18 protein-coding genes and 4 tRNA genes are annotated in these 17,845 nt (G+C 67.7%); 11 read left to right on the top strand and 11 right to left on the bottom strand.

The window, feature by feature from the left end; all coding sequences use genetic code 11:
* Nucleotides 1-54: 54 nt before the first annotated feature.
* From AC4FS1_RS04120 to AC4FS1_RS04110, 3 genes are read left to right on the top strand one after another with little or no spacing between them, the layout of a single operon-like run.
* A complete protein-coding gene (locus AC4FS1_RS04120; protein WP_491152889.1) occupies nt 55-1,338 on the top strand; it encodes an ABC transporter substrate-binding protein in 1,284 nt (427 codons plus the stop codon).
* Nucleotides 1,339-1,343: 5 nt separating this feature from the next.
* A complete protein-coding gene (locus AC4FS1_RS04115) occupies nt 1,344-2,312 on the top strand; it encodes a carbohydrate ABC transporter permease (protein ID WP_491152887.1) in 969 nt (322 codons plus the stop codon).
* Nucleotides 2,309-3,145, top strand: coding sequence for a carbohydrate ABC transporter permease (locus AC4FS1_RS04110; protein ID WP_491152885.1), 837 nt, complete (start codon nt 2,309-2,311; stop codon nt 3,143-3,145). The genes AC4FS1_RS04115 and AC4FS1_RS04110 overlap by 4 nt, the downstream gene beginning before the upstream one ends.
* A gap of 56 nt (nt 3,146-3,201) precedes the next feature.
* Here the strand turns inward: AC4FS1_RS04110 and AC4FS1_RS04105 are convergent, their stop codons facing one another.
* On the bottom strand, nt 3,202-4,098 hold the full coding sequence (locus tag AC4FS1_RS04105) for a LysR family transcriptional regulator (protein WP_491152883.1): 897 nt from the start codon (nt 4,096-4,098) through the stop codon (nt 3,202-3,204).
* A gap of 107 nt (nt 4,099-4,205) precedes the next feature.
* On the opposite strand from AC4FS1_RS04105, the gene AC4FS1_RS04100 reads away from it, so the two are divergent.
* Complete coding sequence (locus AC4FS1_RS04100; protein ID WP_491152881.1) at nt 4,206-5,447, top strand: MFS transporter; 1,242 nt, start codon at nt 4,206-4,208, stop codon at nt 5,445-5,447.
* Nucleotides 5,448-5,629: 182 nt separating this feature from the next.
* On the opposite strand, the gene AC4FS1_RS04095 is transcribed toward AC4FS1_RS04100, so the two are convergent.
* A complete protein-coding gene (locus AC4FS1_RS04095; RefSeq protein ID WP_491152879.1) occupies nt 5,630-5,956 on the bottom strand; it encodes a hypothetical protein in 327 nt (108 codons plus the stop codon).
* Nucleotides 5,957-6,961: 1,005 nt separating this feature from the next.
* Here AC4FS1_RS04095 and AC4FS1_RS04090 point away from each other — a divergent pair.
* Nucleotides 6,962-7,783: a zinc-ribbon domain-containing protein gene (locus tag AC4FS1_RS04090; protein WP_491152878.1), complete on the top strand. Its 822-nt coding sequence runs from the start codon at nt 6,962-6,964 to the stop codon at nt 7,781-7,783.
* Nucleotides 7,784-7,815: 32 nt separating this feature from the next.
* Here AC4FS1_RS04090 and AC4FS1_RS04085 read toward each other — a convergent pair whose 3' ends face one another.
* Nucleotides 7,816-7,980, bottom strand: coding sequence for a hypothetical protein (locus tag AC4FS1_RS04085; RefSeq protein WP_491152876.1), 165 nt, complete (start codon nt 7,978-7,980; stop codon nt 7,816-7,818).
* Between the two features lie 199 nt (nt 7,981-8,179).
* On the opposite strand from AC4FS1_RS04085, the gene AC4FS1_RS04080 reads away from it, so the two are divergent.
* Both AC4FS1_RS04080 and AC4FS1_RS04075 read left to right on the top strand, forming a co-directional pair.
* A complete protein-coding gene (locus tag AC4FS1_RS04080) occupies nt 8,180-8,563 on the top strand; it encodes a YciI family protein (RefSeq protein ID WP_491152874.1) in 384 nt (127 codons plus the stop codon).
* Entirely contained in the window at nt 8,560-9,603 is a 1,044-nt protein-coding gene (locus AC4FS1_RS04075) for an RNA polymerase sigma factor (RefSeq protein ID WP_491152872.1), read from the top strand. The genes AC4FS1_RS04080 and AC4FS1_RS04075 overlap by 4 nt, the downstream gene beginning before the upstream one ends.
* A 456-nt stretch (nt 9,604-10,059) precedes the next feature.
* Here the strand turns inward: AC4FS1_RS04075 and AC4FS1_RS04070 are convergent.
* The 3 genes from AC4FS1_RS04070 to AC4FS1_RS04060 all read right to left on the bottom strand — a co-directional run bounded on the left by AC4FS1_RS04070 (nt 10,060) and on the right by AC4FS1_RS04060 (nt 10,367).
* Nucleotides 10,060-10,134, bottom strand: a tRNA-Val gene (locus tag AC4FS1_RS04070).
* 24 nt (nt 10,135-10,158) lie between these two features.
* Nucleotides 10,159-10,232: transfer RNA gene (locus AC4FS1_RS04065), tRNA-Cys, on the bottom strand.
* A gap of 62 nt (nt 10,233-10,294) precedes the next feature.
* Nucleotides 10,295-10,367, bottom strand: a tRNA-Gly gene (locus AC4FS1_RS04060).
* Between the two features lie 146 nt (nt 10,368-10,513).
* On the opposite strand from AC4FS1_RS04060, the gene AC4FS1_RS04055 reads away from it, so the two are divergent.
* Both AC4FS1_RS04055 and AC4FS1_RS04050 read left to right on the top strand, forming a co-directional pair.
* Nucleotides 10,514-10,586, top strand: a tRNA-Val gene (locus tag AC4FS1_RS04055).
* A 90-nt stretch (nt 10,587-10,676) separates the two neighbouring features.
* Nucleotides 10,677-11,426 (top strand): phage major capsid protein, encoded by a 750-nt coding sequence (locus AC4FS1_RS04050; protein ID WP_491152870.1) that lies wholly within the window; start codon nt 10,677-10,679, stop codon nt 11,424-11,426.
* A 46-nt stretch (nt 11,427-11,472) separates the two neighbouring features.
* Here the strand turns inward: AC4FS1_RS04050 and AC4FS1_RS04045 are convergent, their stop codons facing one another.
* The 5 genes from AC4FS1_RS04045 to zapE all read right to left on the bottom strand — a co-directional run bounded on the left by AC4FS1_RS04045 (nt 11,473) and on the right by zapE (nt 16,318).
* Nucleotides 11,473-11,970, bottom strand: coding sequence for a hypothetical protein (locus AC4FS1_RS04045; protein WP_491152868.1), 498 nt, complete (start codon nt 11,968-11,970; stop codon nt 11,473-11,475).
* A complete protein-coding gene (locus tag AC4FS1_RS04040) occupies nt 11,967-12,461 on the bottom strand; it encodes a hypothetical protein (RefSeq protein ID WP_491152866.1) in 495 nt (164 codons plus the stop codon). The genes AC4FS1_RS04045 and AC4FS1_RS04040 overlap by 4 nt, the downstream gene beginning before the upstream one ends.
* A gap of 747 nt (nt 12,462-13,208) precedes the next feature.
* Entirely contained in the window at nt 13,209-13,727 is a 519-nt protein-coding gene (locus tag AC4FS1_RS04035; protein ID WP_491152864.1) for a type II toxin-antitoxin system PemK/MazF family toxin, read from the bottom strand.
* Nucleotides 13,728-13,805: 78 nt separating this feature from the next.
* The gene (locus tag AC4FS1_RS04030) at nt 13,806-15,074 is read right to left on the bottom strand and encodes an ammonium transporter (protein ID WP_491152863.1); all 1,269 of its coding nucleotides are present in this window, start codon (nt 15,072-15,074) and stop codon (nt 13,806-13,808) included.
* 203 nt (nt 15,075-15,277) lie between these two features.
* Complete coding sequence (zapE, locus tag AC4FS1_RS04025; protein ID WP_491152862.1) at nt 15,278-16,318, bottom strand: cell division protein ZapE; 1,041 nt, start codon at nt 16,316-16,318, stop codon at nt 15,278-15,280.
* Nucleotides 16,319-16,437: 119 nt separating this feature from the next.
* Between zapE and AC4FS1_RS04020 the strand changes: the two genes are divergently transcribed.
* Nucleotides 16,438-17,331 (top strand): sulfurtransferase, encoded by an 894-nt coding sequence (locus tag AC4FS1_RS04020; RefSeq protein WP_491152860.1) that lies wholly within the window; start codon nt 16,438-16,440, stop codon nt 17,329-17,331.
* A 73-nt stretch (nt 17,332-17,404) separates the two neighbouring features.
* Complete coding sequence (locus AC4FS1_RS04015) at nt 17,405-17,845, top strand: SufE family protein (protein WP_491152858.1); 441 nt, start codon at nt 17,405-17,407, stop codon at nt 17,843-17,845.

Below are 17,845 nucleotides of genomic sequence, written 5' to 3'. Positions count from 1 at the left end.
TCCATGAGTGCGACGAAGCCCCATCGACAATCGGAGGAACGAATGAACAAGCGGATGAGTGCAGCAGCTGCCGTCACCGCGGCCACCGCCCTGGCCCTGACAGGATGCTCGGGGTCGTCGGGAGACGACACCGTTCGGTTGCGGATGGTCGAGACGCTGACCAACCCGGTGCGGCAGGAGATTCTCGGGGAACTCATCACGGAGTTCGAGGAGGAGAACCCCGGAGTCACCGTGGAGCTGGTCTCCCCGCCGAACGAGCAGGCCCTCACGACGGTGCAGCAGATGCTGCAGGCCGGTGACGGCGTCGACGTCCTGGAGGTGCAGGACTCGACCGTCGGCCCGTTCACGGCCAACGACTGGATCTACGACATGAATGCCGACCTCGCGGACTGGGAGGGCTGGGACGAACTCACCCCGAACGCGGTCTCCTTCGCGAACCAGGACGGTCCTACCTATCTGATCCCCTACGGCTTCTACGGGTTGAGCCTGTTCTATCGCACCGATCTCATCGCCGAGGCGGGCTTCGACGAGCCGCCCCACAGCTGGGAGGACATGATCGAGATGGCCGCGGCCATCAACGACCCGTCATCGAACACCTACGGCTACGCGTTCCGCGGTGGCACGAACGGTGCATCCAACGCCGCTGCCATCATCACCGCCTACGCGGCAGATCAGATCGACCCGGAGAGCGCGTTCCTTCTCGAGGATGGATCCACGGTCTTCTCGACGCCCGAGGCGCAGCAGGCGATGGACGACTACCTGGAGCTCTTCCAGACCGGTTCGCCGCCCTCGTCGATCGCATGGGGCTACCCGGAGATGGTGCAGGGCTTCGCCTCCGGGTCGACCGCGTTCCTGCTTCAGGACCCGGAAGTCATCGCCACGATCCGCGACGACTCGAATCTCACGGAAGACCAGTGGAGCACCACGCCGCTCCTGGTCGGTCCCTCCGGCAAGGCGGCACAGCCGCTCGCCTCGGCCGGCTGGGGTGTCGCCGAGAGCAGTGAGCACAAGGAGGAGGCCGTCGAACTGGTGAAGTTCCTCTCCTCCGGCGACGCTCCCTTGACCTTCGCGAAAGGCAACTCGCTCATTCCGATCGTGACATCGGCACAGGACGACCCGTTCTTCAGCGAGGGCCCCTGGGCCACCTACGTCGCGATGAACGAGCAGCCCGAGACGTACATGACCGTCGTGCAGCCGCGCGGTGTCGCATGGTGGACCGAGTGGGAGGAGAAGGCGGACCGGGAGCTGCAGTCCGCGCTGCTGGGCGAGCTTTCCACGGCCGACCTCCTCGCCGGATGGGACACCTTCTGGTCTGAGAAGTACGCGTCCGAGGGCTGAGGCGCATGGTCGACACCGTCCGGGAGCGGCGTCCCCCCGCGGACGCCGCTCCCGAACGCCCACCGCGCGATCGCGGGTCGCGGCGCCGGGTGTTCACGCGCCGCCGCGCGGCGACGATCGCTCTGTTCCTGGCGCCCGCATTCCTATTCGTCGCCGTCTTCACCTACTACCCGATGTTCTCGGGCAGCCTCGGGGCGTTCCGCACGTGGACCATCTACAACATCACCGAGCAGCCCTGGATCGGCCTGGACAACTTCCGCGCCGTCCTGTCCGACCCGCTGTTCTACAACACCGTCGGCAACACGATCATCTGGGTCGTCGGATCGATCGTGCCCCAGTTCGTCATCGGCTTCGCGCTGGCGTTGTGGATGCGACGAAAGTTCCGCTTCCGCGGTGTTTATCAGGCGCTCGTCTTCTTCCCGTGGGCGATCTCGGGCTTTCTCATCGGCATTCTGTTCCGCTGGATGTTCAACAGCGAGTTCGGCGTCATCAACGACTTGCTGATGCGCAGCGGCCTCATCGACAGCCCGCTCCCCTGGCTGGCGACGCCGGCGCTGGCGATGCCGGCGGTGATCATCGCCAACGTCTGGTACGGGGTGACGTTCTTCGCCATCATGATCCTCGCCGCGCTGCAGTCCGTGCCCGATGAGCTCTACGAAGCGGCGGCGCTGGACGGCGCGGGAAAGGTGCGCGTCTTCTGGAACGTCACCATCCCGTACATCCGCACGACCTTGGCGCTGACGGTGCTGCTGCGAACGATCTGGATCTTCAACTTCCCGGATCTCATCTTCGGGATGACCGCCGGGGGTCCCGGGGGTCGCACGCACATCGTCACGAGCTACATGATCGCCACCACACAGCAGGGAGAGTACGGACGAGCCAGCGCCCTGGGCCTCATCGTCATGCTCGTCCTCGCGGTCTTCGCCGTGTTCTACCTGCTGGCGACGCGGGAGAAGAAGGAGGTCGCCCGGTGATCACCACGCAGTCTCGAAGCAGCAAGATCGTGCGCTTCGTCGCGCTGGGGATCTGGTTGGTCATCACCCTCTTCCCCCTGTACTGGATCGTCGTGACGGCGGTGAAGCCGCGCAACGACATCTATGCCTTCCCCGTGGAGTACTGGCCGCAGACATTCTCGTTCGAGAACTTCGAGAACCTCTTCCGGGTGTCGAACTTCGGCACGTACCTGCTCAACAGCGTCATCGTCTCCGTCGTGGCCGCGAGCTCGGTCACTCTGATCTCGCTGTTGTCGGGGTACATCCTGGCCCGCTTCGAGTTCCGGGCGAAGACGACGGTGCTGATGGCCTTCCTCGTCACTCAGATGATCCCCGGCTTCATCGCCCTGGGGCCCCTCTACCAGCTGATGGTCGACCTGAACCTGGTCAACGACCGGACCGGACTGGTCCTGGTGTACATCGCGATGTGCATACCGTTCTCCACGATCCTGCTGCGGGGGTTCTTCGAGAACGTTCCCGACGCCCTGGAAGAAGCCGCGATGATCGACGGGTGCAGCCGCATCACGGCGCTGTTCCGGGTGATCGTCCCCGTCATGACCCCGGGGATCGTCGCGGCGTTCATCTTCAACTTCGTCAGCTGCTGGAACGAATTGTTCCTGTCCGTCACGTTGTTGACCTCGGACGCCAACAAGACGGTGCCGACGGCGCTGAACGGCTTCATCACCAGTTACAACATCGACTGGGGCTCGATGACCGCCGCCGCCGTGCTGACGATCATCCCCACCATGGTGCTGTTCGCTTTCGCGAGCAAGTACATCGTGCAGGGGCTCACCTCGGGGGCAGTGAAGGGCTGATCGCTACGAGGACACCAGGGGCGGGGAGCATGGGCGTGTGCACCCGGGGTTTCGCTTCAGTGGGCGTCGGCGACCGTCTCCCGGAGGAGCTCGATCAGGGCGGCCGCCGCGGCGCTCGGACGACGGTCGGCGGGGACGGCGAGTGACATCGGCCACACAAGCTCGGTGTCGGTCAGGGGTACGACCGCCACGGAGGGACCGGGATGGATGGCGAACTGCGGCAGCAGCGCGATACCGAGGCCATGACTGACGAAGTCGCTGATCGTTCCCACATCCGCGACTTCGATCGTCACCCGGCGGGAAACCCCCGCCTCGATGAACGCGCGGTCGACCAGGGTGCGGTTGCCGTAGCCGATCGGGGAGTCGATGAAGTCGCACTCGGCGAGGTCGGAAAGGCGCGCAGAGCCCATGCTCGCGAGCTCGTGGCCGGACGGCACGAGGAGTTCGATCGGCACCTGGGCGACATCGACCAGTTCGATCGAGGCGGGGCGCCCACCGGGCATGGACACGAGCGCCAGGTCGACTTTTCGCTCCTCGAGGGCGGCCACGAGCTCCTGTGAGCCGCCGCTGGGTGCCGCCGTCACCTGCACCGCGACGTGAGGATGTCGCGCCCGGAATCGCCCGAGGATCGCGGCGAGATCGACGATCCCCACCGACGTCATCGTCCCGATCCGTACGGTGCCGCGGATCCCGCCCTGCACCGCGTCGACAGCATCCCGAGCATCCGCGGCTGCCTGCAGGGTCTTGCGCGCCTCGACGAGGAGCGCGGCGCCCGCCTCGGTGAGGTCGACGCGTTTGGTGCTGCGTTCGAGCAGCGTCGCGCCCAGCTCCTTCTCCAGCGCTTTGATCCCGGCGGAAATCGCCGACTGCACGACGTGCACCCGCGCTGCGCCCCGAGTGAAGCTCCGCTCCTCGGCGACGGCGATGAAGAACTCCAGGTGACGCAGTTCCATAGGACGATTATCTCTGCATGCGATCAATATGAGCACGATTAGGCGTTGGACATGATCGACGCTGCGGAGCACGCTGGGAATCTCCCGACCACCCGATGGAGCATCTCGTGCCCGCTACCACCGCGCCCGTTCCCATTCGCACCGGCCTCAACCGCCGCGCGCATTCTCGCGCTCGCCACCACGCCGGCTTCTGGGTGATCGCGTTCGCCTTCTTCGTCGCCATGGCATTCTCCGCCGCGCCCGCACCGCTGTATCCGCTCTACCAGGCGCGCGACGGATTCTCCACGTTCACGATCACGATCATCTTCGCCGCCTACGCCGTCGGGGTCGTCATCAGCCTGATCCTCGCCGGGCATGTCTCGGACTGGGTCGGTCGCAAGAACATCCTGGTTCCCGCCCTGGCCCTGGAGCTCGTCGCCGCCATCCTGTTCCTGACGGTTCCGGAGCTCTGGGTCATTCTCCTCGCCCGGGTCCTCTCGGGTCTGGGCATCGGGATGCTGACCGCCACCGCCACGGCTCACCTGCACGACCTGCACGTGAAGCACCGGCCCGATGCGTCGAAGCGGCGCTTCGAGGTCGTCTCGACCGCCGCGAACATCGGGGGCATCGGCTCCGGTCCGCTGATCGCCGGTGTGCTCGCACAGTATGTCGGTGAGCCGCTGCGGACCCCGTACGTGGTCTTCGCCGTGCTCCTCATCGTGAGCATCATCGGGGTGGTGCTCACCCCCGAGACGGTCGAGGCACGGACCGTGAAGCCTCGCTATCGTCCCCAGCGGGTCAGCGCCCAGCACGGCGATCGCGTCCGGTTCATCGCCGCCCTCGGCTCGGGGTTCGTCGCGTTCGCCCTGCTCGGGATCTTCACCTCCGTCGCACCGGGATTCATCGCAGGCTCTCTGCAGCAGACCTCCCCCGCGATCGCAGGGTTCGTCGTGTTCGCCGTCTTCGGCGCCGCGACGGTGGCTCAGACCGCGACGACCCGCATGGGCCTTCAGAGCCGCCAGGTCAGCGGACTGGCGGCGCTGGCGGTCGGGCTCGTCCTGCTCGTCGTCGGGATGGCGGTCGGCAGCTTGCCCATGTTCCTCACCGGCGGCATCCTCGCCGGCGCTGGCGCCGGCCTGCTCTTCACCGCAGCGGTGGGCACCGTGTCGGCCGGGGCGGCCCCCGAGAGACGCGGTGAGGCACTCGCGGGACTGTTCCTCGTCTCCTACGTCGGGCTGAGTGTGCCCGCCGTCGGAATCGGCGTCGCCACTCTCAGCGTCACCCCCGTCGTCGCGATGGGCGGGCTGGCGGTCATCCTGTTGCTCGTCATCGGCGGTCTCGGGGTTCTCGCGTTCCGCCGGCGCGCGTGAGGCGGCCGTCGGCCGTGGGCCGCCGTCGGCCGTGAGGCGCGCGTTCGCCGGCGCACCGCGCGCCTGACCTGCGGGACGGGGGCGCGGGCGCGGCTGCTCGTCGGACGGGCCCGCGTGTTGCGTTGACCCCATATGGGCGGCGCTGCGCGGCTGACCCCCGGACAGGCGCGCGCCGTGTCGAATCACGCCGGCGGCGTCGATCCGGTTGCGCGCTCCACTGCGGATGCCCATACCCACGTCCGTAGCTCCCTCTCCCCCACGTGGAAGCGGATGCCGATGGCACGGGCCGTCCACCGTAGAGCCTCCGCATCCACCCGTACCGGGGTGTCCCCGAAGCGCACCCACGCTCGCACCGGTTCGGGGACCGGCGTGATGGTCAGCGGATGCCGGTCGAGCTCGAGTTCACCGGGAGTCAGCGTCTGCAGTGGTCCATCGCGCGAGACGCGCTCGAGGATGCGGTCATCCACACGCGCGTCCACGCGATGCGCGTAACGCCGATTCGTGCCCACAGCCATTGCCTCCCGCCACCTCGACCCTAGGCACGAGCGACGACATGCCTCCCGCCCGCCTCGTCGACCGGTCGCACCGCACCCCGGCTGGGCCCCACGGGAGGAGATGTCACTTCGGGAGGATGCATATGGCTGATATGGCCCTCCGGATGCGACATCTCCTCCCCTGGTGCGCGCAGGCGGGCGGTACCACGACGGCGCTCCGGCGGCATCCGCCGCATCTGCCCGCGCACCGGGCGTTCCGGGAGGAGATGTCACTTCGGGAGGGTGAATACGGCCGATATGGCCCTCCGGATGGGACATCTCCTCCCCTGGTGCGCGCTGGCGGGCGGTACCGCGCCGGTGCTCCGGCGGCATCCGCCACATCCGCCTTCGCCCCGGGCGTTCCGGGAGGAGATGTCACAACGGGAGGGTGAATACGCCCGATATGGCCCTCCGGATGGGACATCTCCTCCCCTGGTGCGCGCTGGCGGGTGGTACCACGCCGGTGCTCCGGCGTGGTACGCCACATCCGCCCTCGCCCCGGGCCTCACGGGAGGAGATGTCACTTCGGGAGGGTGAGTACGGCTGATATGGCCCTCCGGATGGGACATCTCCTCCCCTGGTGAGCTCTGCCGGCCGGCACCCCCCGCCGGTGCTCCGGCGGCCTCCGCCGCATCAGCGCTCACTCCGGGCGTTCCAGGAGGAGATGTCGCAACGGGAGGGCGAATATCGCCGATATGGCCCTCCGGATGCGCCATTTCCTCCCCTGGTGCGCGCTGCCGGGCGGTACCAGCCGGTGCTCCGGCGGCATCCGCCGCAGCAGCGCTCGCACCGGGCGTTCCGGGAGGAGATGTCACGACGGGAGGGCGAATACGGCCGATATGGCCCTCCGGATGGGACGTCTCCTCCCTTCGCGCCCGGGCATGCGTCGACCGGCCACCGCCCCGGCCGCGACGGCCCCGCCCCCGGGCCGCGGCACACCGGCCCGCGGGCGTGGGGGCGGTCGGCGATATGGTCGCGCACATGGCGGAGCGCGTGGAGCTGTGGTGGGCGCGTCGGCAGTTCTCCAAGGGCGTCGACGTCCCTTACGGGGTGGGGACCTACCGCGAGGCGTGGGCGCCCTACCCGATGCTCATCCGGCAGTATCACCCGGAGCTCAACGCCGGCATCACGCTCACGCAGATCCCCCCAGCCGCGGATGTGCTGCTGTGCTGGGAGTGCGACGCCGGTCACCGCTTCGCTGCGACGCCCTCCGAGCAGCGCAACCGTCCGGGGCGGGAACGCCGACGCTCGGCCTGGTGCCCCGACTGCGCCGCCCTCGCCAACCCCACGCCCGTCCGAACTCGGGACTCGCCGCCCCGGCCCCCCAAACCTCGGCGGGCGCTGTGCGAGAAAACCCCCGCCCTCCCGGCCGGCGAAGCGTTCGTCAGCGATTGCGCGCCGAAGCCGGCCTCGGCCGTGGAAGCCCGGCTGCGCGCCGAGCTGTTCGAACGGCTCGCGCTCACCCCGGGGTTCAACGCCGTCCGCACCGCGCGCCCCTTCTTCGACCATTTCGAGGTGTGGCCGGACATCGTCCTCCCCGAGCTGCGCATCGCCGTGGAGTACGACAGCACCGGCCGTCACGGCCTCGAGCACGTCGGTGCGCGCGAGCAGTCCGACCGTCGGAAGGATCGTCTGCTGCGGGCGTCAGGCTGGGAGGTCGTGCGTATCCGCACCGGCAAGCTCGAAAAGCTCGGACCCTACGACCAGCAGATGAACACGCTCGGCCGACACGGCGTCGATCGCCTCATCGAGACCATCCGCGATGTCCGCGGCTCGATCACGGTCGACGCATATCTGCGCTGAGCCAGCGGCGGCTCAGCCGTGGCGAGAGGACGTCACCTCTTGGCGCGCCGCGCGCGCTCCCGGACGGCACCGAAGGCGATCGTGCCCAGGAAGAGCACGATACCGATGATGCCCAACCACAGCAGGCCTTCGAGGGCGAAACCGACGATCGCCAGCACCGCCCACGCGACGAGCAGGATGACGAGAACTGTCCACATGCCTCAGACGTTACGCCTTCTTCGCAAGCCGGAGGAGCGGGTTGACGCGGACGCGCCGTCGCGTTGTTATGCCACCGAGAGGAATCCCTCCGGCACGCGGCCCCGTTCCTCCCAAAGCGGCCGTGCCGGTGTCGATCCGGCGGCGGGCGAATCGTCATCAGGGTGAAGCATCCGACAAACCGAGACGGAAGGACATGCCATGCGTTATGCGCTGCTGTTGCACTACCCCGAGATGACCGCCGAAGAGCTGGGCCCGGAGGGGCTCGCCGAGGGGATGCGGGAGTTCGATGAGTATGCCAAGGCACTGGAACAAGCGGGGGTGTTGATCTCCGCCGAGGTGCTGCGACCCGCCGAGGCGACCACGACCGTGCGGGTCGCCGATGGTGCACTTCGGATCCAGGACGGGCCGTTCGCCGACACGAAGGAGCAGATGGGCGGCACGTTCGTTCTGGAGGTGCCCGATCTGGATGCGGCGATCTCGTGGGCCGCGAAGGCGCCTGCCGTGTCGTGGGGGGCCGTGGAGATCCGGCCGTCAGCCACGCACTTCGCCGACGGCGCCTGGCAGGTCTTCGAGTACCGATGACATCGCCGGACGCGGCGCGGGCCGCGGAGCACGCGGTCCGCGCTTCGTACGGGCGGCTCATCGCTGTGCTGTCCGCCCATACCCGTGACCTCGCAGCCGCGGAGGATGCGCTCGGCGACGCCCTCGAACGCGCGCTACGGGTGTGGCCCGACGCCGGCATCCCCGCCAATCCCGAAGGGTGGCTGATCACCGTGGCACGTAACCGCCTTCGCGATCACTTCGGTTCCGCCGCGCAGCGCACCGCCGCGTCAAGAGCGGATGCAGCGCTGAGTGCGATCGCCGACGATACCGACGTGATCGCCGCCGTGGAGCGGGGCGACGACATCCCCGATCAGCGGCTGCAGCTGCTCTTCGTGTGTGCGCACCCGGCGATCGACGCGGCCGCACGCGCGCCGCTCATGTTGCAGACCGTCCTGGGGTTCGAGGCGGCTCGAATCGCCACCGTCTTCGGCGTAGCGCCCGCCGCGATGGCACAGCGGCTCGTACGTACGAAGCGCCGCATCCGCCAGGCGGGCATCCCCTTCGTGGTGCCGACGAGGGCCGACATGCCCGACCGGCTTCCCGCGGTTCTCGAGGCGATCTACGGCGCGTACGCCATCGACTGGCTCAACCAGTTCGACAACGTACGGGAGTCGGTGGCCGACGAGGCCCGCTGGCTGGCCGTGCTCGTGGCCAACCTGCTGCAGGACGAGCCGGAGGCATGGGGGCTGGCGGCGCTGTTGACCTTTGCGCAGTCGCGCGCACCGGCGCGCGTCGGACCGGCGTGGCCCGCGCTGGACGATCAGGATCCGACCTCGTGGGACCGCGGCCTGATCGCCGAGGGCGCGGCGTTCCTCCGGCGGGCATCGGCGCTCGGCCGCCCTCTCGGGCGTTTTCAGCTGGAGGCGGCGATCCAATCCGTCCACTGCGATCGCGCACGAACCGGGCTTCTCGACGTCGAGGCGCTCCTCACCCTGTACCGGGGCCTCGTCGTGATCGCACCGACGTCGGGTGCCCGTTCCGCCCTCGCCGCCGTGGAAGCGCGTCACCTCCGGCGCTGACCTCCTAGCGGGCCCGCCGCACGCGAATCCACTCTCCGCACCCCCAGGCGGGTGGAGCTGATTGCGTGCGGCCGGCGGGCCCCGGAGCGTTCGCCCCACCCCCCAGTGGCACGAACACAGGGGCAACGCTATCCGCCGTTTTTCCGTCTTGACGGTTCCTTCTGGAACCCTCGCGCATTCCTTCAGCGCCCCACGCGACGTCGCGCCAGCGAGGGTTGCCGACTTCGTATCGGTGTGGTGTCAAGGGGGCGCGGGCCGCGCTGTGTGCGGGGTTGAGTGTGAGTGTCCGGCCGCCCCATCGGCCGGGTAACCGGGGCTCCCTCGCGACCCGTCTCCCCCACTCAGGTCGCTTGAGGGAGCTCCCCCTGTCGGCGCGGGATGGGCGGATCAGCTGCGGCGCAGGCGAGAGCCGCTTGCCGGAGAAACCAGAAAACCCCCGGAAATCCGGGGGTTTTGTGGTGCGCGATACTGGGATCGAACCAGTGACCTCTTCCGTGTCAGGGAAGCGCGCTACCGCTGCGCCAATCGCGCCTAAAAGGCTATTCACTTGTTGAGTGGAGGTGGCGACGGGATTCGAACCCGTGTAAACGGCTTTGCAGGCCGGTGCCTAGCCGCTCGGCCACGCCACCGCGTGTGGTTCGACCCACGTGCGTGATCGGCTTTCGGGTTTCCCCGGGTGGCGATCCACTCGAGCGGATGACGAGACTCGAACTCGCGACCCCAACCTTGGCAAGGTTGTGCGCTACCAACTGCGCTACATCCGCGTATCCGGGCTTCCCCGGGCACTCGAATGACTTTATCCCATCGCGACCCCTGCTTCAAACCGAGGCGCACCGAGCGTGTCGCGGGGGCCGCGTTCAGCGGCGTCCGCAGCATCCGGTAATATCGACCGAGGTCCTACGGGGCCGGCGGGCGATTGGCGCAGTTGGTAGCGCGCTTCCTTCACACGGAAGAGGTCATCGGTTCGAGTCCGGTATCGCCCACAGAATATAGCCCCGGAATCACGCGGAAGCCGCGAGTGAACGGGGCTTTTTCGCGCGCTCAGAACGGCGCTGTGTGGACAGAATCGCTGGTTGTGTGGACACGGTGTCCGGCACGATACGAGCGCGACCCGCACCCACATTCCTCTGGTCACCGCTGACCCCTCGGCCGCGTGGGTCGCGGAGGGTGCGGAGATCACCGCGTCGGACCCGACGCTGGATGACGTGATCGTGACCCCGGCGAAGATCGCGGGCCTGTCGATCATCACGAACGAACTCGCCGCCGACACCAGCCCCGCCGCCGCGGGCATCGTCGGGGACGGCCTCTCTCGGGATATCGCCCGCAAGATCGACCCCGCATTCTTCGGCTCGAAGGGTGCCAGCCTGGTTCAGCCCGCGGGCCTGGAGGACCTGTTGGGCATCTCGGCTGTGGATGCCGGTGCGACGTGGGCGAACCTCGACCCGTTCGCGGAGGCGCTGGCGAACGCGGAGGCGTTCGGCCTGGCCGTGGATTCGTTCATCGCGAACCCCGCCGACGCGCTGATCCTCGCGACCCTGAAGGAGTCCGCGTCGAGTCAACGGCCGCTCCTGACGCCGGACCCCACTCAGCCGTCGAAGCGTCTGCTTCAGGGTGTCCCGCTGTTCGTGTCGTCGGCTGTGACGCCGGGCACCGTGTGGGGCATCCCGCGGGTGCGGGCCATCCTGGTGCGCCGGAACGATGTGGACCTGGCCGTGGACCGCTCCGCGTACTTCACCAGTGACCGCACGGCGATCCGCGCGACCATGCGCGTGTCGTTCGCGTTCCCGCACGCGGCCGCGATTCAGAAGATCAGCCTGGACTGATCGGAGGCTGTTGGGAGGGACCGGGCCGATGTGCCTGGTCCCTCTCTCATTCCCCGTCGTCTTCGACTATCTCGGCGTCCTCAACGTCCGCGGCCTCTTCAATCTCCGCTTGCTTGCGCTCGGGCACGACCTCGACCGCGGGGTCGCCGCGATTCACGAAGGATTCACTAGGGTCCAGTTCCTTTTCAGCGAACGGACTGCCAGAGCGAAGAGTCTCAGTTTCGACGCGCTCAGGGGTGTAGTTGCCCATGAGATTCAACGCGGCATACGCCGCCATGCCTCGGGTGCCGCTGGCCGGGGTCACGAACTTTCGGAACGTTCGCCCGACTGAAATCTTCGGCTGGACACTCACGATCTTGACTTCAGTCTTCGGCCACTCGACGCTCCCCAGCGGTTCGTCGGTGTCGGGGTCGGTGATCGCTATCCCGCCGGGGTAGAGAATCCGGAAGCGCATTCCCACTGTCACGCCGTCGTCACTACCTACGTTCAGAACGAGTTCTCGTTCATTGAGCACGGATGCGACCTTGCCCTCGATGCGGCTCATTTCTTCCCCTCCTCAGGCGGCCTCAGCGGCTGATCCTTCACGGTGTTGTCTACGGCGTTCCTCAGTTTGAACGCTTCAGGGTGGAACTGCGCCCAATTGTCGGCGCCGGAGATGAATCCATCCTCCAGATACGAAAGGTGGCTACTGAGCCGGCCCATGTCGCCCTTCAGCACGCTTTGCGTCTTCGACTGCTCAAAGCCATCCTCAGCGATGACGCGGGCTTCGGATGCACGCTCGGCAAGCCTCAGAAGATCACGGACGGATGCACGTGCGAGCGCTGGGTCAGCCCTACCGACGCTGTTGAAGAGGAGCACGCTTGCGCCCTGCAAAACCGCGGCCAACAGGACCAGCAAGACGTTGATCAAGGTGGCGGTTTTCGGATCGGAGGATACGACCGCTAGCCAGATGGTGACCCCCACGCCACCTAGGAAGAGCACTCCTCCGAGCCACGGTCGCCAGTTCAATGTGCGTTGTGACCGGACAATCCCCATGTGCTCATCCTGGCGGAGTGTGTGGACTCAGTGTGGACAGACTCGCAGGGAGCCGTCGTGAGCGGCCGTCACGAAACGGGATGAGTCCCCTCCCAGCCCTTGATATTCCAGGCCGAAAGGGGACTCACTGGGACTCGAAGGGATGGCCCTTCGCTCCTTCACACGGAAGAGGTCATCGGTTCGAGTCCGGTATCGCCCACTCGACAGAGGCCCGGGATCACGCGGAAGCGGATGCTGGGCCTCCGCACTTCCCGTCAGGGACGAGCCGCTTCTCGCTGAGATGATCTGCCTCCCCCGGCGACCCTGCTCCCGGCGACCCTGGCTCCCCCGGCGAGTGGACCACCCCGGCGACCGGACGCCCTGGACACGTAGTGAAGCCCCCGGCCGGCATCCTCACGGATGCAGGCCGGGGGCTTTGGCTGTCCCAGGCAGTGCCCGGGACAGGGCTCGGCCTGCCGCACGCCTTCGGCTTCTCCCGCATCCCCAGGCGGTCGAATCTCTGCGTGCATCTGGCAGTCCGTCGGTGCCGTTCTCGCCACCCCCAATGGCTCGAACACGTGCAACGCTAGCGGTCACCTGTCGGCCGTTTGTGCGTCTTCACAATTACTTCAGGCACCGTCGCGGATATCTTGCGGGGAACGCAACGGCGAGCCACTCCAGGGGCGCGGCATCGACCGGGGGAGCATGAAAGCGGGCGCTTCGCGACGCCCCGGAGGCATCTCGCGACCCGCCCGACAGCGTCATCGCTCAGGCGCCGGTGCGCCAGCCGTACCGACGGTGCAAGGCCGCGGACACGCGGCCGAAGCGGGCGGGGTCGAGGGCGGATGCTTCGCGACGCATGCCGTGCTCGTGCACGCTGTACAGCTGGCTGATGTCCACCCAGGAGGCACGGTTCTGCGCATCCCACTCCCCCGGACCCAGCGCCACGTGGTCGGCCGACGCGTCGTGCGGGGTGCTCGTCAGTCGCACCGCATAGACGCGGTCGGCGCTCTGCCGCCCGATGACGAGCACAGGGCGATCCTTGCCGCGGCCGTCACGTTCCTCGTACGGAACCCATGTCCACACGATTTCTCCCGCATCCGGCGCGCCATCGGCGTCCGGCGCGTAGGCGACGACCACACCGTGCGACCCCGGCGGCGTCAGGTGCACCGTGGCCGTCGCCTCCGCTCGTCCCGGTCCGCCGTCCGTCGCGACCTTCGGCGCAGCGGCGCCCCGAGTCGAAGGCCGGAAGAGACGGGTGAGCGCGGAGACGAGGCGAGACGGCACACGCACACCCTAGCGAGACCGGGCGCACAGGAAGGGGCGCCGCGGATCATCCGCGACGCCCCTTCGAGGTGGTGTGGGTCAGGACCGGCTGTCGGCCAGGACGTATCCTTCCTCGCCGTGCACGATGGTGTCGATGCCGGCGACCTCGTCCTCGTTCTTCACGCGGAAGCCCATGGTCTTCTCGATCGCGAAGCCGATGATGTAGGCGAGCACGAAGGAGTAGACGAGAACTGCGAGGGCGGCGATGGCCTGCACGAGGAGCTGCGTGAACTCACCGCTGTAGATGAGACCGGTGCTGTTCGCGAAGAACCCGAGGTAGAGGGTACCGATCAGACCACCGACGAGGTGGATACCCACCACGTCGAGCGAGTCGTCAAAGCCCCACCGGTACTTCAGCTCCACCGCGAGGGCGCAGACGGCACCGGCGACGAGGCCCAGCACGATCGCCCAGAACGGCGTCAGCGACGCGCAGGCCGGGGTGATCGCGACCAGGCCGGAAACGGCACCGGATGCTGCTCCCACGGACGTGGGCTTGCCATCCTTGAGCTTCTCGACGAGAAGCCAGGCCAGCAGAGCGGCAGCGGGAGCGGCGATCGTGTTGACGAACGCGAGGGCGGCGGTGCCGTCGGCGGCGAGCTCGGAGCCGGCGTTGAAGCCGAACCATCCGAACCAGAGCAGGCCGGCACCGAGGAGAACGAACGGCGGGTTGTGCGGGACGTGCACGCCCTTCTGGAATCCGACGCGCTTACCGAGCACCAGCGCGAGAGCGAGAGCTGCAGCACCGGCGTTGATGTGCACGGCCGTGCCGCCGGCGAAGTCGATCGCGCCGACGCCGAACCACTCCTGCATCCCGTAGGTGATCCAGCCGCCGTAGGCGAAGCTGCCGTCGTCACCGAGCCCGAAGTTGAACACCCAGCTGGCGACCGGGAAGTAGACGATCGTGGACCACAGAGCGGCGAAGACCATCCAGGAACCGAACTTCGCCCGGTCGGCGATGGCGCCCGAGACGAGTGCGACGGTGATGATGGCGAAGGTGGCCTGGAAGGCGACGAAGGCCAGCGGCGGGTAGGCGGCGCCTTCCGGAGTCTCCAGGAGGCTCGACAGACCGAGCGCCGACCAATCGATCGACCACGGCGCGATGATCCCCTCAGCTCCGGGGAAGGCGATGGCGTAGCCGTAGAGGACCCAGATCACGCCGATGAGGCCCATTGCGCCGAAGCTCATCATCATCATGCTGATGACGCTCTTGGCCTTGACCAGACCGCCGTAGAAGAACGCGAGTCCTGGCGTCATCAGCAGGACGAGTGCTGCCGCTATCAGGATGAATGCTGTGTTGCCTTGATCCATCTCGAAGTGAACCTCTCTGCAGGGACGCAGGTGTAGCGTCGGGTGCTCCCAGTGTCCTCAGCGCGGGTTACCACCGCCCCCCGTTCGGTGTTTCGGGCCTGTTACGTGGTGGGTGCGCGCGTAAACATCGTGTTTCGGCGCAGCGCGAGGATGACAGGAATCCTTGACCGCTGTGCGGCGACGGGGATCGAATACGGCCGAGCTCAGGCGTGCGTCAGCGCGACGAGCCGAGAGATCGCCCGAAGGTATTTCTTCCGGTACCCACCGGCGAGCATCTCGGTGCCGAACACCTCGTTCAGCGGCACTCCCGTCGCACGGATCGGGATCTGCGCGTCATACGCCCGGTCGACGAAGGCCACGAGCCTCAGCGCTGCCGACTGGTCCGTGAGTATGGCGACATCGCGCAGACCGATGAGGTCCAGGTCGTCGAGAAGGCGGATGACGCGCGACGGGTGCACGCGCGCCAGATGCGCCACCAGGGCGGCGAACTCGTCGTCCGATGCCACTCCGTCGGTGCTCACGCGTTCGATGTCCGCCGCGTACTCCTCCGGCGTGCGGACGACGGCCGAGCCGTCGATCGCACGCTGGCGGTAGTCGGTGCCGTCGATGCGGATGGTGTCGAAGCTCGAGGACATGGCGTGGATCTCGCGCAGGAAGTCCTGCGCGGCGAACCGGCCCTCCCCGAGCGCATTCGGCGGCGTGTTGGATGTGGCGGCCAACCGGGTTCCGGATGCCACGAGCTCGCCCAGCAGACGCGTCATCACCATCGTGTCGCCGGGGTCGTCGAGTTCGAACTCGTCGATGCAGAGGAGGTCGGAGCCGCGGAACAGCTCGACGGTGTTCTGGTAGCCGAGGGCGCCGACCAGCGCGGTGTACTCGATGAACGAGCCGAAGTATTTCCGGCGGGCCGGCAGCGCGTGGTAGATCGCGGCCAGGAGGTGGGTCTTACCGACGCCGAAACCGCCGTCGAGGTAGACCCCGGGCTTGGTTTCGGGGCCCCGTTTGGCGCGCCGGAAGAATCCACCGCGTGCGGCCGGTGCACCCTGGCCGGCGAAAGCCAGGAGTCGCTCCTTGGCCTCCTGCTGCGAGGGGTACTCCGCATCAGCGCGATACGAGTCGAACGTGGCCTCGTCGAACTGCGGCGGCGGCACGAGGGCTGCGACCATCTCGGACCCGGTCACTTCCGGGGTGCGATCGACCAGGTGGACGATCCCTGTCCCGGTGGAGGTGCCTGTCGAGGTCATTCGCCATCCTGTGTCGCCGTTTTACGAACGTGGTCCGCGCCCCTGGCAGCGGATCTAGGCTCGAAGGGGCCGTGCCCAGCCTACGCCGAACCACCCACCGCGCTGACCGAGGAGCCACCATGACCGTCGAGTACGACACCACGTCGGAGAAGTTCGCCGAGTACGCCACGCCCGGGCGTCTCGTCACCGGCGACTGGCTCGAGGCCCACCTCGGCGAGCCCGGTCTCGTCGTCGTGGAGTCCGACGAGGACGTGCTGCTGTACGAGACCGGACACATTCCCGGGGCCGTCAAGGTCGACTGGCACACCGAGTTGAACGACCCGGTGGTACGCGACTACATCGACGGCGCCGGGTTCGCCGAGCTGCTCAGCAAGAAGGGCATCTCGCGGGATGACACCGTCGTCATCTACGGAGACAAGAACAACTGGTGGGCCGCCTACGCGCTGTGGGTGTTCTCCCTCTTCGGACACGAAGACGTGCGGTTGCTGGACGGCGGGCGTGACAAGTGGGTCGCCGAGGGCCGGCCTCTCACGACGGACGCCTCCGCCCGGGAGCGCACCGAGTATCCCGTGGTCGAGCGGAACGATGCGCTCCTTCGGGCCTACAAGGAAGATGTGCTCGCCCACCTCGGCAAACCACTGGTGGATGTCCGCAGCCCGGAGGAGTACTCCGGCGAACGGACGACCGCGCCCGCATATCCCGAAGAGGGAGCGCTGCGGGCCGGCCACATCCCGACTGCTCAGAACGTTCCGTGGGCCAAGGCGGTCGCCCCCGACGGCGGATTCAAGTCGCGTGCCGAGCTCGACTCCATCTACCGCGACGGCGCGGGCCTCAAGGACGGCGATGAGATCGTCGCCTACTGCCGCATCGGCGAGCGCTCGAGCCACACGTGGTTCGTGCTCCAGCATCTCCTCGGGTTCGAGAACGTCCGCAACTACGACGGCTCCTGGACGGAGTGGGGAAGCGCGGTCCGCGTCCCGATCGCCACCGGGAGCGAGCCCGGCGCGGTGTGACCCGCCGACCACTCTCCCCAGGAGCGCGTCCCGATCGGAGCCGGGGAACCGTGCCCGTGGGATGATGGCGTGGATGACCGAAATCGCTCTCCCCGCAACGCTGGCCGCCATCCGCGATGAGTTCCTGGAACTCGACGAGCCGGAACGGCTCCAGTTGCTGCTCGAGTTCTCGCAGGAGCTTCCCGCTGTGCCTCCCGAGTACGACGGTCACCCCGAGATGTGCGAGCGGGTCGTGGAATGCCAGTCGCCGGTGTACATCGTCGTGGACGTGGATGCGGACGACCGGGTGGCGATGCACGCCACGGCACCGGCCGAGGCTCCCACCACCCGCGGATTCGCGAGCATCCTCGTCCAGGGGATCAGCGGCCTGAGTGCGGAGGAGGTCCTGGCCATCCCGGACGACTTCCCCCAGAGCATCGGCCTCACGCGCGCCGTCAGCCCTCTCCGCATCGCCGGGATGACCGGCATGCTCCTGCGCGCGAAGCGTCAGGTACGGGCCAAGCGCGCCGCCTGA

This window comes from Microbacterium sp. Z12_35, assembly GCF_058310475.1.
Note: the sequence above shows the minus strand (reverse complement) of the source record. Positions and strands in the feature narration are given on the sequence as shown.

Coding starts and splice junctions, on each gene's coding strand:
- AC4FS1_RS04040 (WP_491152866.1), bottom strand. CDS start 12,461: ATGGGGATTGTCCGGTCACAACGCACATTGAACTGGCGACCGTGGCTC.
- AC4FS1_RS04105 (WP_491152883.1), bottom strand. CDS start 4,098: ATGGAACTGCGTCACCTGGAGTTCTTCATCGCCGTCGCCGAGGAGCGG.
- AC4FS1_RS04075 (WP_491152872.1), top strand. CDS start 8,560: ATGACATCGCCGGACGCGGCGCGGGCCGCGGAGCACGCGGTCCGCGCT.
- AC4FS1_RS04120 (WP_491152889.1), top strand. CDS start 55: ATGAGTGCAGCAGCTGCCGTCACCGCGGCCACCGCCCTGGCCCTGACA.
- AC4FS1_RS04090 (WP_491152878.1), top strand. CDS start 6,962: ATGGCGGAGCGCGTGGAGCTGTGGTGGGCGCGTCGGCAGTTCTCCAAG.
- AC4FS1_RS04020 (WP_491152860.1), top strand. CDS start 16,438: ATGACCGTCGAGTACGACACCACGTCGGAGAAGTTCGCCGAGTACGCC.
- AC4FS1_RS04085 (WP_491152876.1), bottom strand. CDS start 7,980: ATGTGGACAGTTCTCGTCATCCTGCTCGTCGCGTGGGCGGTGCTGGCG.
- AC4FS1_RS04030 (WP_491152863.1), bottom strand. CDS start 15,074: ATGGATCAAGGCAACACAGCATTCATCCTGATAGCGGCAGCACTCGTC.
- AC4FS1_RS04015 (WP_491152858.1), top strand. CDS start 17,405: ATGACCGAAATCGCTCTCCCCGCAACGCTGGCCGCCATCCGCGATGAG.
- AC4FS1_RS04045 (WP_491152868.1), bottom strand. CDS start 11,970: ATGAGCCGCATCGAGGGCAAGGTCGCATCCGTGCTCAATGAACGAGAA.
- AC4FS1_RS04080 (WP_491152874.1), top strand. CDS start 8,180: ATGCGTTATGCGCTGCTGTTGCACTACCCCGAGATGACCGCCGAAGAG.
- AC4FS1_RS04115 (WP_491152887.1), top strand. CDS start 1,344: ATGGTCGACACCGTCCGGGAGCGGCGTCCCCCCGCGGACGCCGCTCCC.
- zapE (WP_491152862.1), bottom strand. CDS start 16,318: ATGACCTCGACAGGCACCTCCACCGGGACAGGGATCGTCCACCTGGTC.